Origin of the sequence: Kribbella yunnanensis (assembly GCF_039529655.1) — a bacterium.
In the GTDB taxonomy this organism is placed as follows: domain Bacteria; phylum Actinomycetota; class Actinomycetes; order Propionibacteriales; family Kribbellaceae; genus Kribbella; species Kribbella yunnanensis.
In genome coordinates this window covers 29,706-43,630 of sequence record NZ_BAAANF010000022.1, presented here as the reverse complement: position 1 = coordinate 43,630, position 13,925 = coordinate 29,706, and the positions used below count along the sequence as shown (strand labels likewise).

The 13,925-nt window shown below is 67.3% G+C and carries 14 protein-coding genes; 8 read left to right on the top strand and 6 right to left on the bottom strand.

The features are described from left to right. From ABD231_RS31970 to ABD231_RS31960, 3 genes are read left to right on the top strand one after another with little or no spacing between them, the layout of a single operon-like run. Positions 1-3,132 carry a replicative DNA helicase gene (locus ABD231_RS31970; protein WP_344160325.1) on the top strand — a complete coding sequence of 1,044 codons (3,132 nt, stop codon included), beginning with the start codon at positions 1-3 and terminating at the stop codon, positions 3,130-3,132. Between the two features lie 41 nt (positions 3,133-3,173). Beyond that, the gene (locus tag ABD231_RS31965; protein WP_344160322.1) at positions 3,174-4,559 is read left to right on the top strand and encodes a hypothetical protein; all 1,386 of its coding nucleotides are present in this window, start codon (positions 3,174-3,176) and stop codon (positions 4,557-4,559) included. Continuing rightward, entirely contained in the window at positions 4,556-5,062 is a 507-nt protein-coding gene (locus tag ABD231_RS31960) for a hypothetical protein (protein WP_344160319.1), read from the top strand. Before ABD231_RS31965 ends, ABD231_RS31960 begins: the two co-directional genes overlap by 4 nt. On the opposite strand, the gene ABD231_RS31955 is transcribed toward ABD231_RS31960, so the two are convergent. After that, positions 5,059-5,682: a MerR family transcriptional regulator gene (locus tag ABD231_RS31955; protein ID WP_344160316.1), complete on the bottom strand. Its 624-nt coding sequence runs from the start codon at positions 5,680-5,682 to the stop codon at positions 5,059-5,061. The genes ABD231_RS31960 and ABD231_RS31955 overlap by 4 nt on opposite strands. An 80-nt stretch (positions 5,683-5,762) precedes the next feature. Here ABD231_RS31955 and ABD231_RS31950 point away from each other — a divergent pair, with 80 nt between their 5' ends. Beyond that, positions 5,763-6,245, top strand: a complete 483-nt coding sequence (locus ABD231_RS31950; protein ID WP_344160313.1) for a DoxX family protein — start codon at positions 5,763-5,765, stop codon at positions 6,243-6,245. Then, positions 6,242-6,643, top strand: coding sequence for a hypothetical protein (locus tag ABD231_RS31945; protein WP_344160310.1), 402 nt, complete (start codon positions 6,242-6,244; stop codon positions 6,641-6,643). Before ABD231_RS31950 ends, ABD231_RS31945 begins: the two co-directional genes overlap by 4 nt. Here the strand turns inward: ABD231_RS31945 and ABD231_RS31940 are convergent. Further along, the gene (locus tag ABD231_RS31940) at positions 6,630-7,601 is read right to left on the bottom strand and encodes a helix-turn-helix transcriptional regulator (protein ID WP_344160307.1); all 972 of its coding nucleotides are present in this window, start codon (positions 7,599-7,601) and stop codon (positions 6,630-6,632) included. The two genes, ABD231_RS31945 and ABD231_RS31940, sit on opposite strands and share 14 nt — an antisense overlap. Before the next feature lie 42 nt (positions 7,602-7,643). On the opposite strand from ABD231_RS31940, the gene ABD231_RS31935 reads away from it, so the two are divergent. Then, positions 7,644-8,897 carry an FAD-binding oxidoreductase gene (locus ABD231_RS31935; protein WP_344160304.1) on the top strand — a complete coding sequence of 418 codons (1,254 nt, stop codon included), beginning with the start codon at positions 7,644-7,646 and terminating at the stop codon, positions 8,895-8,897. Here ABD231_RS31935 and ABD231_RS31930 read toward each other — a convergent pair. Genes ABD231_RS31930 through ABD231_RS31915 form a run of 4 tightly spaced genes read right to left on the bottom strand, consistent with a single transcriptional unit; the run spans position 8,881 to position 11,753 of the window. Beyond that, a complete protein-coding gene (locus ABD231_RS31930) occupies positions 8,881-9,276 on the bottom strand; it encodes a RidA family protein (protein WP_344160302.1) in 396 nt (131 codons plus the stop codon). The two genes, ABD231_RS31935 and ABD231_RS31930, sit on opposite strands and share 17 nt — an antisense overlap. Positions 9,277-9,318: 42 nt before the next feature. Continuing rightward, positions 9,319-9,738 carry a protein-tyrosine phosphatase family protein gene (locus ABD231_RS31925; RefSeq protein WP_344160299.1) on the bottom strand — a complete coding sequence of 140 codons (420 nt, stop codon included), beginning with the start codon at positions 9,736-9,738 and terminating at the stop codon, positions 9,319-9,321. A gap of 10 nt (positions 9,739-9,748) precedes the next feature. Next, entirely contained in the window at positions 9,749-10,819 is a 1,071-nt protein-coding gene (locus tag ABD231_RS31920) for an ABC transporter ATP-binding protein (protein ID WP_344160296.1), read from the bottom strand. Between the two features lie 19 nt (positions 10,820-10,838). After that, positions 10,839-11,753 carry a LysR family transcriptional regulator gene (locus tag ABD231_RS31915; protein WP_344160293.1) on the bottom strand — a complete coding sequence of 305 codons (915 nt, stop codon included), beginning with the start codon at positions 11,751-11,753 and terminating at the stop codon, positions 10,839-10,841. 82 nt (positions 11,754-11,835) lie between these two features. On the opposite strand from ABD231_RS31915, the gene ABD231_RS31910 reads away from it, so the two are divergent. Together ABD231_RS31910 and ABD231_RS31905 are read left to right on the top strand one after the other, a co-directional pair. Further along, positions 11,836-13,050: an MFS transporter gene (locus ABD231_RS31910; protein WP_344160290.1), complete on the top strand. Its 1,215-nt coding sequence runs from the start codon at positions 11,836-11,838 to the stop codon at positions 13,048-13,050. Between the two features lie 10 nt (positions 13,051-13,060). Continuing rightward, positions 13,061-13,750, top strand: coding sequence for a dienelactone hydrolase family protein (locus tag ABD231_RS31905; RefSeq protein ID WP_344160287.1), 690 nt, complete (start codon positions 13,061-13,063; stop codon positions 13,748-13,750). The last annotated feature ends 175 nt before the right edge of the window (positions 13,751-13,925 follow it).

Sequence of the window (13,925 nt, the reverse complement as noted above, 5' to 3'; positions counted from 1 at the left end):
ATGAGCGTGGCGGAGTTCCGCGGCCAGGACGGCGGCGGTCGCGAGGAGCGCAACCCCGAGATGGGGTTCGACCGCACGCCACCCCAGGATCTGGCGGCTGAGCAGTGTGTGCTCGGCGCGATGATGCTGTCCAAGGACGCCATCGCCGACGTCATCGAGACCCTGCGCGGGACGGACTTCTACCGCCCGGCGCACGAGTCCGTCTTCGACGCGATCACCGACCTGTACGCCCGCGGTGAGCCGGCCGACGCGATCACCGTCGCCGCCGAGCTGACCAAGCGCGGCGACATGGCCCGGATCGGCGGCGCGCCGTACGTGCACACCCTGGTCGCCTCGGTGCCACTCGCGGCGAACGCGGGCTACTACGCGCACATCGTCCGGGAGAAGGCGATCCTGCGCCGGCTGGTCGAGGCCGGTACCAAGATCGTCCAGCTCGGGTACGCGGGTGAGGGTGAGGTCGACGACGTCGTCGACGAGGCGCAGGCCGAGATCTACTCGGTCACCGACAAGCGCACCACCGAGGACTACGCGCCGCTGAAGGACATCATGGAGGGCGCCCTCGACGAGATCGAGGCGATCGACTCCCGCGGTGACTCGATGGTCGGCGTACCGACCGGCTTCACCGACCTCGACGAGCTGACCAACGGCCTGCACCCCGGCCAGATGATCATCGTCGCCGCCCGGCCCGCCATGGGCAAGGCGCTCGCCCTCGACACCCCGCTCCCCACGCCGACCGGCTGGACCACGATGGCCGAGGTCACAGTCGGCGACCAGCTCCTCGACGCCGAAGGACTGCCGACCACGGTCGTCGCGGCGACCGACGTACTGATCGACCGTCCCTGCTTCCGGCTCTCGTTCTCCGACGGCAGCGCCATCATCGCCGACGCCGAGCACCAGTGGCTGGTCGAAGACGGCGGCCGCCCGCTGATCTGCACCACCGCCGACCTGTTCACCGCGATGTCCGCCAGCCCCGGCCTCACCCCGCCGATCCCCGGCTCAGCCCCTCGTCAGATCACCGGCCACGGCTTCCCCGCCGCCCTCGCCGGCGAAGGCGAGCGCCGCATCGAGTGGATCGACGAGGTCACCAGCGTCCCCGTCCGCTGCGTAGAGGTCGACAACGCCGCCCACCTCTACCTGGCCGGCAAGACCATGATCCCCACCCACAACTCCACCCTCGGCCTGGACTTCGCCCGCTCCGCCTCCATCAAGCACGGCCTCACCTCCTGCGTCTTCTCCCTCGAGATGAGCCGCAACGAAATCACCATGCGCCTCCTCTCCGCCGAGGCCAAGGTCCCCCTGCACCACATGCGCAACGGCAAGATGACCGACGAGGACTGGGCCCGCCTGGCCCGCAAAATGGGCGAAGTCTCCGAAGCCCCCCTCTTCATCGACGACTCCCCGAACCTCACCATGATGGAGATCCGCGCCAAGGCCCGCCGCCTCAAACAGCGCCACGACCTCCGCCTCATCATCATCGACTACCTCCAGCTGATGACGTCCGGCAAAAAGGTCGAGTCCCGCCAACTCGAAGTCTCCGAGTTCTCCCGCTCCATCAAGCTCCTCGCCAAAGAACTAGAACTCCCCGTAGTAGCCATCTGCCAGCTGAACCGAGGCTCCGAACAACGCTCCGACAAACGCCCCATGGCCTCCGACCTTCGTGAGTCAGGCTGCCTGACCGCGGACACCCGGCTGATGCGGGCCGACACCGGCGCGGAGATCTCGCTGGGCGAACTGCTGGCCACGGACGCGCGGGACATCCCGGTCTGGTCGCTCGACGACCGCCTCAAGCTGGTGCCGCGCACACTGACCCATGCCTTCCCCAGCGGGGTGAAGGAAGTCTTCCGGCTCAAGCTCGCCTCCGGCCGCGAGATCAAGGCGACCGCGAACCACCCCTTCCTCACGTACGACGGCTGGAAGCCGCTCGGTGAGCTGGCACCGGGTGCACGGCTCGGCTCTCTGCGCCATGTCCCACCGCCGCTCGACGTCACCCCGTGGGACGAGGACGAGATCACGCTCCTCGCCCACCTGCTCGGCGACGGCTCGTTCGTGAAGCGCCAGCCGATCCGCTACGCGAGCATCGACGAGGCGAACCTGACCGCGGTCGGTGAGGCGGCCAACCGCCGCTTCGGCATCACACCGATCCGCGACGAGTACGCCGCCGCTCGCGTGACCACGCTGCGCCTCCCCGCGCCGTACCGGCTGGCCCGCGGCAAGCGGAACCCGATCGCCGCCTGGCTCGACGGCCTCGGCCTGTTCGGCCTCCGCAGCCATGAGAAGTTCGTGCCCGACGGCATCTTCAGCCTCCCCAAGGCACAGGTCGCCCACTTCATCCGCCACCTCTGGGCCACCGACGGCTCCGTCCGCTGGGACGCCAAGGCCGGCCAGGCACGCATCTACTACGCCAGCACCAGCCGCCGCCTGGTCGACGACCTCGCCCGTCTCCTCCTCCGCCACAACATCTTCAGTCGAATTTACGTCGCCAAGAAGGCTGGCTACCGGGACTCCTACCATCTGAAGATTGACGGTGTGGAGAATCAGCGCCGATTCGGTGAAGGAATTGGCGTTCACGGCTCGCGCGGCGAGAAGATGGAAGAGGTTCTCGAGCACCTGCAGAATATCAAGGCCGCTCCGAAGCTAGACACAGTTCCGGTGCAGGTCTGGGACCAGGTCAAGGCCGCCATGCAAGAGCGTCAAATGACCAAGGTCGCTCTTGGTGCTGCGCTTGGCCGTCGCAACGTCGGCCGCCTGTTTGCTGGCGCGCCTACGCGTCGGCGCCTCGCCGAGGTCGCGGAAATCCTCGATAGCTCAGACCTCGAACTACTTGCGATAAATGACGTATTCTGGGATTCCATCGTGCAAATCGAGAGCATTGGTGAGCAGGAGGTATTTGATGCCACCGTTCTCGGTACCCACAATTTTGTTGCAAATGGAATCGCTTTACATAATTCCTTGGAGCAGGATGCCGACATGGTGATTCTGTTGCACCGTGAGGATGCGTACGAGCGGGAGTCGACGCGGCCCGGTGAAGCGGACTTTATTGTGGCCAAGCACCGTAACGGGCCGACGGCCGACATCACGGTGGCCTTCCAGGGTCACTACTCGCGGTTCGTCGATATGGCGCACGACGGGTAAAGGCGTCGCGTTGGGGGTGTGAGGTCGGCGATCATCGGGTGGTGATGACGCCGGGGGAAGCGGATGCGGTGCTGCTGCGGCTTCGGGATGCCTGCTTGAGTGCTGATGTGGGTGCGCGGGATGAGCTGGTCCACTGGTTGGGGCAGTTGTCGCCGGTGGATCTGGTGCGGCTTGATGAACGGGCACGGTGGGCGTCCTGGTACGTCGCTCATCCGCTGGGTGGTCGAGCCGACTGGGAGGCGGTGGTGGGTCGAGGTGATCTGCTGACCGACTGCGTGGCTTCGATGCACCCGGATGGTTATCTGCGGCAGCGTGCCGTGCACCTGCTCGTTTCGCAGGCGAGTGAGGTGGTTGCTCGCTGTTTGGCGTTGCGGGCGACGGATCACGTCGAGCCGGTACGGCGGGTTGCGCTGATTGGACTGGCGGGACGGCCGGATCCGGTCGCGTTGGGTGTGCTGGTGCGGATGCGGAATCGCATCCACGGCCCGGCCGCGCTGGCGTCGTACGGCGGGCAGTTCGCGTTGACGGATCTGCTGGGCGAGCCCGACCTGATGGTTCGGCGGTTTGCGTATGACGGGGTGCTGGGGGAGATGGACTCCGGCCAGGTCGCGGCGCGGCTGGAGGTCGAGAGCGATCAGTGGCTGCGCCGGCAGTTGGCCGAGCGGTGGATGGCGATCGATCCGGTGGCGGCGAAGGCGCGGCTGCTGGGATCCCGGTACGTCGAAGGTCGGCTCACCGTGCTGTTGGACGGGACCGACGAGTTGTTCGACCGGGCCGAACTCGAGGCGCGGATGCTCGATCGATCACGTCGAGTCCGCGCGGCCGCATGCTGGCGCTATCGCCGGGCTGGGCTCGAGCCCGCGCCGTACTATCGCGCCCACTGGGAAGCCGGCGGTGGCCAGTCAGCTCTAGAGGGTCTGCGCGAAACCGGCCAGCGGTTCACCGAAGCCGAGGCGCGGACGGCTCTGGCGAGCGATGACCCGCGTGTGCGGCTGGCAGCGCTTCACCTGTGGCCGGGCGAGCTGCCGCCGAAGCAGTTGCTGCTGGATTTCCTGACCGACCCGAGCGGTGCAGTCGTCAAGAGCGTCGCCCGGCTCCTTGCGGCGACGCCGGGCGTTCGGTACGACGACGTCGCACCGAACGCCCGGTCAGATCAGCCCAATCAGCGGCGAGCCGCTTGGCGGGTGCGGTGTGAGCTGGGCGGCTGGAATCGTCCGCGTGCTGATCTGGAGGCACTGCGGGACTCCGACGACACGCTGGCGGCCGCGGCGCGACAGGACCTCGCGATCTGGCTCCAGTTTCACGCGGCCAGCACCTATCAAGCGATCCTCCCCTCCGAACGCGAAGCCATCCGCACCCACCTCGACCACCTCGACCTTTCCCGCGACATCGTGGAACTGATCGCCTTCCATGCAAGGATCCGATGACGGTTGTTGTGCAGTGGGTGCGGACCACCTGGACGAAACGGTCGCGGGGTGAGCCGGGCGCGAGTCGGCGGAACGCGGTACCTGTTGGGTTTCGGCTACCTGACGACGAGGCGCCGTTCGTGCATGGCGTGGTCATGCGGGAGCAGGACGATTTCAAGGTGTGGGAGGGGACCCGAAGCGGGCTCCCCGATGAGGTCACCCCGACGCGCGGTCGCGAACAGCTCGAGAGTGGAGTTGAGGTGACGCCAGTCGGTGGGTTGATTCAGGTGCAGCTGACGGCGACGCCGTACGGGTTGCCTCCGCGGCCGAATCGGGCGCGGGCGGTGCGGCTGGCGCCGGATGAGTGGGTCAGGTGGCAGATCAACTATCGGTATCCGAGCCACTGGGGCGAGGACTGGGTCTACCGGCTGGACACGTTGAACCTGTTCCACGGGTCGCCACCGCTGGACGCGTTCCTGGGAGAGCCGACGTACGAGGTGAAGGAGCTCGCCTCGTTGTTCTAGCGCCAGTGGTGGGCGGAGATTGACTCTTGGGCTAGGAGGCGGAGGGAGGAGATGAGGGTTTCGCCGAGGATGGTGCCGATGACTACGGATTCGGCTAGTTGGTCTCGGGTGGGGGCGGAGACTGCTTCTACTTCTAGGTGGGCGAAGCGGTCTACGGCTTCGGCGTAGGCGTCCAGGAAGGCGACCAGGTTGTCCTGGCCCAGGGTGCGGAGGGCGGCGACGGTCTCGATGAGGGTGGTCAGGGCGGGGGCTTCGGGTTCTACGGTCCAGCCTCGGCGGGTGATGAGGGCGTTGACCTCGGTGGTTGCGGCGGCGCGGGCTTCGGGGGTGGCGGTGGGTTTGCGGGTGGGGGTGAGGGCTCGGTGGGCGCGGCCGATCTGGTCGTGGAGGGGGACGTCGTCGGCGTCCAGGGACTCGACGATTTCCTTGACCTGGGCTACGGGGACCTGAGCCAGGTCGACGAGGGCGCGGATCAGGCGGAGGCGGCGGATGTGGGATTCGCCGTACGAGGCCTGGTTGGGGCTGGTGAGTTCGCCGGGGGCCAGCAGGCCTTCGCGGAGGTAGTACTTGATGGTCGGGACCGGGATTCCGGTCGCCTTGCTGAGTTCACCGATCCGCATCGCTTGCCTTTCGTTTGCGTACGACGGATAGTATCAGTATCCATAAGCGGATATCGCGACTATCTATTGAGGGGAAGCTGATGATCGTCCTCGTACTGCTGCTGGCGACGGCCGCCTTCCGGGGCCTGGGGGTGCTCGGGGTGCGCCGGTACGGCGAATGGCGGGTGGCCGCGGCGCACGGGATGGCCGTGATGCTGTTGTTCACGGCGAGCGCGCATTTCGTACCGGCCGGTGTGACCGTCATGCCCACGCATGAAGACCTGGTGGCGATGGTGCCGCCGTTCCTGCCGTACGCCGACGGGCTCGTCTACCTGACCGGTGTCTTGGAGTTCCTGGGGGCGGCCGGGCTCGTGCTGACCGCGACCCGGAGACTCGCGGCGGCGGCGCTGGCCTTGCTGTTCGTATTGTTGCTTCCGGCAAACATTTACGCAGCCGTTGCGGATGTCAGCGAAGCAAGTCCTTTGTGGCAACGGATTCCGGAGCAACTGCTCTACATCGCCTGCGCCCTCTGGGTCGCCGGCGTCAAGACCAAGATCAAGACCAAGGAAGAGGTGTCCGTATGACCGACGCATCACGCATCATCGCCGGCGTCATTCTGCTCACGATCGTCACGATCCAGTTCGGCGGCTACTTCATGACCAAGATCGTCCGTGGTCAGGTGCCGATGACGGACTTCCAGAAGGCGTTCGCGCGGGCCGGCCACGCGCACGCCGGCGTCCTGGTGATCCTCGGCCTGGTCGGACTCCTGTACGTCGACCACACCACCCTGACCGGCGTCCCGCTCTGGATCGCGCGCGTCGCAATCCCGCTGGCCGCGATCCTGATGTCGGGCGGCTTCTTCGCCTCGTCCGCAGGAAAGGGGCGGACGGAACCCAACCAGTTCCTCTGGGTGCTGTGGCTGGGAGCCGTGTCGCTCGCCGTTGGTGTGGTGACGCTCGGCATCGGACTCATCGTGGCGTGAACGACTGCAAACGTCGGCCGGCATCGGCGATCAGCGCGGCTGTCTCGGCCGAGGCCTCGTCGACCGTGTACGGAGCGCCAAGGGCGACGATTCCGGCGACGAGTTGCAGCAGCAACGACGGCGTCTCGACAGCGAACTCGACGACACAGGCGGCATCCCCGGCCGGTGCGACCCGGCCTGGGGTGAACCAGTGGATGTTGGCCGCGACCTCAACTGCCGGCAGTTGCACGGTGAGCCGGACACGATGCCGGTACGGCGCCGCCATGAACGACTCGGCCAGGTACGACGAGGCGTCGCCCGCCGGCAGTGTTCGCGGACGGAACCGGTGCAACGCCGGACTGACCGCGGCGATCCGGTCGACCCGGAAGAACCGCCAGTCCTCGCGCGACGGATCGAACGCCAGCAGGTACCAATGCCACGCGACCGTGATCAGCTGATGCGGTTCGACCCGGCGCCGCGTCGACGCGTCCCGGCGGTTCACGTAGTCGAAGGCGACGATCTCGTGGTTCCGGCAGCAGGCGGCCAATGTGGCCAGCGTGTCCGGATCGACCTGCGGGATCCCGCGCCGCGGAATGGCTTCCGCCGAACCCATCGCCGCCAGCTGAGGCCGTAGCCGCGCAGGCAGCACCTGCGTGAGTTTGGCCAACGCACTCATCGAGCTGTCCGCGATCCCGGCCAGCCCACCGCTCCCCGCGCTCACCAGTCCGAGCGCGACCGCGATCGCCTCGTCGTCATCCAGCAGTAGCGGCGGCAGCGTCGTACCGGATCCGAGTCGATAGCCGCCCGCCGTACCGGTCGTCCCGGTGACTGGGTAGTCGAGGGCGCGCAGCCGCTCGACATCGCGGCGTACCGTCCGCTCGGTGACGCCGAGGCGCTCGGCCAGCTCGCGGCCGGACCACTCGCGCCGGCTCTGCAGCAGCGACAGCAGGCGAAACAGTCGGCCAGGAAGTCCACTCATTAAGGACAGGATATGTCCGCAAGGGCTCCTAGCGTGGGTCGCATGATGTTCACGAGACAAGCACCCGAGTACGACGACGCCCGCCTCGGCTACCAGCGGCTGGATCCGCACCGGCCCGAGGTGATCTTCGAGGTGACGAGCGCGGCCGAGATCGAGGAGGCCGTCCAGTACGCCGTCGCCCACAACCACCGGATCGCCGTCCAAGGAAGTGGTCACGGGCTCACGACAGGGATCGACGGTGGCGTGCTGATCGCGACCCGGCGGTTCAACGGGGTCCGCGTCGATGCGACCGCGAAGACCGCCTGGGTCGAGGCCGGCGCGACCTGGCGAGACGTGATGACGGCGACCGCGCCGTACGGGCTGGCTCCGCTGTCCGGCAGCTCCCCGAGCGTCGGCGCCGTCGCCTACACGCTCGGCGGCGGCATGGGGCTGATGGCCCGCAAGTTCGGGTACGCCGCCGATCACGTCCACCGGATCGAGGTCGTCACACCCGACGGTGTACGACGCAATGCCGAGGACGACCCGGATTTGTTCTGGGGGCTCCGCGGTGGCGGCGGCAACTTCGGCGTGGTCACCGGGATGGAGATCGCCCTCTTCGACGTCCCGACCCTGTACGGCGGCAGCCTGTACTTCGATCTCGCCGAGTACCCGAACGTTGTCGAGGCCTGGCGGGACTGGACGCGATCGGTCCCGGACGAGGTGACGTCGGGAGTCGCGATGATCCCGTTCCCGGACATCCCGCAGGTCCCGGAGCCGTTGCGCGGCAAGCACATCGCGCAGATCCAGGTCGCGATCCTCGCCAACCCCCAAGCGATCGAACCGCTCAGGGCGATCGGTCAACCGGTCCTCGACACAGTCGGCGACCTGCCCTACGTGGAGTCCGGCAAGATCTTCGCCGAACCCGACAATCCGGACAGCTACCGCTCCCACAACGCCCTGCTCAGCGACCTCGACTCGCAGGCTCTGCGGACCCTCCCGAAGACCGCGATCATCGCGATCCGGCATCTCGGCGGTGCACTAGCCAACGAGGTCGACAACGCAGTCGGCAACCGCAATGCGTCGTACTCGCTGATCGTCCTGGCGCCCGGGAGCAAGGACGTCGATCGGAGCGTGTTCGAGCCGTGGCGCGCTTCGACCGTCGGCCGCTTCCTCAACTTCAGCTACGCGAACCTGACGCCGGCCGAGATCGCCGAGGCCTACGCGCCCGACGATTTCGCCCGACTCGTCAAGCTCCGCGAGCAGTTCGACCCTGACAGCCGGTTGGCGCCGAACCACGAATTCAGAGCGCAGCGGTGACGTCGATCTCGACGAGCTGACCGGTGAAGCCGAGCTGTGCGACGCCGAGCAAGGTGCTGGCGGTCGTGAACGCGGGTGCGAGCGCCGACTCGTTGAGCTGCGCCCAAACCGCGCCCAGCTCGTCCCGGTCGGCACTGTTCACATAGATCACTGTCCGTACGACGTCCTCCGGCGTGGCGCCGGCCGCGCCCAGTGCGGTGAGGATGTTGTCGATGACCTGCGCGGTCTGCCCGCTCAGTCCGCCCTCGGCGAGGTCGCCGGACGGGGTGAGCGGGCACTGGCCCGCGAGGTAGATCAGGGTGTCGGCCTGGACCTTGGTCACGTGATGGTAGCCAGGGGTCGGGTGGAGTCCGTCCGGATTGGTGCGCGAGATCGTCACCCGACCGAGCCAACGCGACAGCGGTTGCCGCGGTCAACAGGTTTACTGGAAGCGCCGGACAAACCGCTTCTGCCACGGCGTTTCGACTGCGTGCGGATCGTAGTGGCGTCGCACATACGCAACCGCCTCGGCCGCGGGCGCGCCGTCCAAGACCGCTAGACACGCGAGCGCCGTACCAGTCCTCCCTCGGCCGCCGGCGCAGGCAAACTCAACCCGCGATGATCCCGAACGCTCCAACGCATCCAGAAAGACCTCGCGAGCCTCAGACCGGGACGCGGGCAGCCGAAAGTCCGGCCAGCGCAACCACCGCGACTCCCACTCGACAGCAGGCGGCGTCGCGCCGAGCAGATAGACGCCGTACGCCGGAAATGGCGCTGCCGCCGGGCCGTTGCGCAGACCGCGTCCGCGCACCATCCGTCCCGACGGCAACTCGAGCACTCCGGGTGCTCCCTTGGACCACATCCACCAAACCCTAGACGAGACGCTCCTCGGTAGAGGTGGAGAACAGATGTAGCTTTTCAGGGTCCGCGGCCAGGTGAACGACCGCACCCTTCTCGTTGTGCAGACGAGTCCCGATCCGGGCGATGATCTGCTCGTTGGTGTGCGCCGCGGTCCCGTACAGGAACGCGTCCGAGCCGAGCTCCTCGATCACCGCGACATTCACCGGCATACCCTCATCGGCCAAGTGGAACGCCTCCGGCCGAACGCCCAGCGTCACGGTCTTGTCGGACCCGGCCTTCGCCAGTACGTCGCGAGCAATCGGTACGACGTAGTCGCCAACCTGAGCGCCCCCGTCGACGATCGATGCGTCGAGCAGGTTCATCGCGGGCGAGCCGATGAAGCCGGCCACGAACTTGTTCACCGGCCGGTCGTACAGGTTCAGCGGGGTGTCGACCTGCTGCAGCACACCGTCCTTCAGTACGGCGACCCGGTCGCCCATCGTCATCGCCTCGACCTGGTCGTGCGTGACGTACACCGTGGTGACGCCCAGCCGGTGCTGGAGTTCGGCGATCTGGGTGCGGGTCTGGACCCGCAACTTCGCGTCGAGGTTCGACAGCGGCTCGTCCATCAGGAAGACCTGCGGACTGCGGACGATCGCGCGACCCATCGCGACGCGCTGGCGCTGCCCACCGGACAACGCCTTCGGCTTGCGGTCGAGGTACTCCTCGAGGCCGAGCAGCTTCGCCGCCTCGAGTACGCGACGAGCGCGCTCTTCCTTGTGGATGCCCTGCATCTTCAGCGCGAAGCCCATGTTCTCGCCGACCGACATGTGTGGGTACAGCGCATAGTTCTGGAACACCATCGCGATGTCCCGTTCCTTCGGCGGCGAGTTGGTGACATCGCGATCGCCGATGTAGATCGATCCGTCGTTGACCTCTTCGAGCCCGGCCAGCATCCGCAGCGCGGTCGACTTACCAGAACCGGAGGGTCCGACGAGGACCATGAATTCGCCGTCCTGGATCTCGAGATCCAGTCGATCGACGGCCGCAGTATCGGTTCCCGGATAGACCCGGGTAGCCCCCTTGAACGAGACAGTTGCCATATCCGGCACAACCGCCGTACTAGGAGATCAATTCCCCGGTGAAGTAAGTGCCGGGCCGGACCGCCTCGCTGAGCAGTTCCTGCAGTGCGACCACGGCTCGGCTCGGTTGCCGCCCGGCGATCGTTGCCACCGACAAGGTCCACGTCAGCCCGGGCTTTGTCAGTGGCAGATGCACCACACCGGCAACCGACGGTGAAATGTCCGGTACGACGGCGATCCCGAGCCCGGCGCGGACGTACTCCGGCACCTCGCTCAGGTCCGGTACCTCGACCTGCACCTGTCGCGGAACGCCGGCCCGTTCGAAGGCCTGATCCACCATCCGCCGATTGCCGAATCCCCGCAGCATGTCGACGAACCGCTCCCCGGCCAACTGCTCAAGCGCAACCGACACCTCCGAGGCCAGCCGATGCGAAGGCGGCACCAGTACGGCGAACGGCACCGACGCCAACTCGCGGATCTCCAGTCCACCCAGCTCCGCCAGCGGCAGACCGACCAGAGCGACATCGAGCCGCCCATGCCGTACGTCGTCGGCCAGCCCGCTCGACCCGGTCGGCGACGTCGTCACCTGTACGTCGACCAACGGATACGTCTGGTGGAAGGCCCCGAGCAGCGGAGCGAGGTCGACCAGGCCGAGCCGCGTCATCGTGCCGATCCGGAGGTTGCCGCGCAGCCCGGTCGAGGCCTCCTCGACCACCGAACGCGCCCGGTCGAGCGCCTCCAGCGCAGCCTTCGCCTCCGGTAGCAGCGCGGCTCCCGCGGCCGACAGCGTCACCCGCCGGGTCGATCGGTCGAACAGCGTGGTCCGCAGATCCGTCTCCAGCGCACGGATCGCAGCCGACACCGTCGACTGGACGGTGAACAACCGCTGCGCGGCCCGCGTGAAACTCAGCTCCTCCGCGACCGCGACGAAGTACTCGAGCTGCCGACTGTCCACAGGGACAATTATCGCTAGTCTCGATAAGACAGTGCAAGGACTTTCGTTGGACTCGATAGATCATCGGAGGGACTCTGTTGACATGTCCACAACGATGTTCCGCCCGGTCGAGTCCCGGGTGCGGTTCGCCCATCAGCCCGGGTTCTGGGTGATCGCCGCCGCCTTCCTGATCACGATGGCCTTCTCGACCGTCCCGACCCCGCTCTACGCGATCTACCAGCGGCGGGACGGCTTCCCGACGTACCTGATCACGGTGATCTTCGCGGCCTACGCGGTCGGCGTGATGGTCAGCCTGTACCTGGCCGGCCACGTCAGCGACTGGCTCGGCCGACGCCGCGTCGCGCTGCTCGCCGTACTGGCCGAGGCGGTCTCAGCCGCGATCTTCCTGATCTGGCCGGACGTCCCCGGGCTGCTGCTAGCCCGCTTCATCTCCGGTGTTGGCGTTGGTGTGCTGACCGCGACCGCGACGGCTCACCTCTCCGAACTGCGCAAGATCGCCCGACCGGACGAAGACCCGAGCCGGTCCGCGCTGATCTCCAGCATGGTCAACCTCGGCGGCCTGGCCTTCGGCCCGCTCGTCGGTGGGGTGCTTGCTCAGTACGTCGCCTCTCCGCTCGAGCGCCCGTACGAGATCTTCCTCGTGCTGTTGCTGCTCAGCGCCGTCGGGATCGCGCTAGTCCCCGAGACCGTCGAGCGGCTGGAGGAGCGACCGGCGTACCGGCCGCAGCGGGTCGCGCTGCCGTCAGCCGCGAAGCCGCTGTTCTTCGCGAGTGCGATTGGCGCGTTCGCGGCGTTCTCGATCTTCGGGCTGTTCACCTCACTCGCGCCGACGTTCCTGGCCGGCGTGCTGCGTCAGCCGTCGCGGATCCTGGCCGGTGTCGTCACCTTCGCGGTCTTCATCGCCGGAGCCGGCAGCCAGGTCGTCTTCGTCCGGATGGAACGCCGCAATCAGTTGCGCCTCGGTCTGACCTTCATGTCCGTCGGCCTGGTCGGCATCGCGACCGGCGGCCTGATCCCGAACCTCGCGCTGTTCGTCATCGGAGGTGTGATCGCCGGAGCCGGCGTCGGACTGGTCTTCCGCGGCGCGGTCGCCACGGCCGCCGCCCTCGCCGACGCAGGCTCCCGAGGCGAGGTTCTCGCCGCACTCTTCCTGATCGCGTACGCCGGTCTGGCGCTCCCGGTCCTGGCCATCGGCCTGGGCATCGCGCTGCTCCCGGCAGCCACGGCCCTACTGATCTTCTCCGTGCTGATCTTCATCCTCGTCAACGCTGCTGTCCCGCGGATGCTCAAACACTAAGATCCACCGCATGGGTGTGACTGTGACTGTTGGGGACCAGGACGCATATCTGGCGCGCGTCGGCCGGGCAGGGATGTTGCTGCTACCGATGATCACCGGGATCGGCGAGCAGATCCGCGACTGGGCGGACGAGCTCGCCGCCGCCGGGATCACCGCGCTCGTCTGGGATCCGTTCAAGGGCAAGAGCCTCGACAACTCGACCCGGGAAGAGTTGTCCGAGCTGCTGGCGGACATGGACGACGACCAGGCTCTGGCGGAGCAGCAGGCCTTGCTGGACTACCTGTTCGACGACCTCGGCTGCAACAAGGTCGGTGCGATCGGTTGGTGCCTGGGCGGGCGGTTCTCGCTCCTCCTCGGCGCGCGCGACCAGCGCCTGGCCAATGTCGTCGCCTTCCACCCGACCATCCCGTCGAACCTGCCACCGCACCACACCTACGACACCACCACCGACGCGCCCGGCATCACCGCGCCGGTCCTCGTCAGCTACCCGAGCGCCGACACTCTCGTGTCGAACGCCGAGTTCGAAGCCCTGCAAACCGCGCTTCAGTCCCGCCCCACCGGCGCGACCTTCACGCACTACTTCCCCGGCGCCCTCCACGGCTACACCGACAAGTCCCGCCACGACAACCCCGTCAACGCCGCCGCCTTCCGCTTGGCCTGGCCGCAAGCCCTCGCCTTCATGAAGGCAACCACCACCTGACCCACCGTCCCGCGCCTTCCCGGGGTCGATTCCGAGGAGGAACCACCCCGAACGGCAGATCACTCCCCCCACCCGACGGCAACCCCCTCCCGAACCACCCCGCAACCATCTGATGGGTCAACCCATGAGGTGGTGGGTTCTGGACCCGCATGCGGGTGGGGAACCCACAATCTGA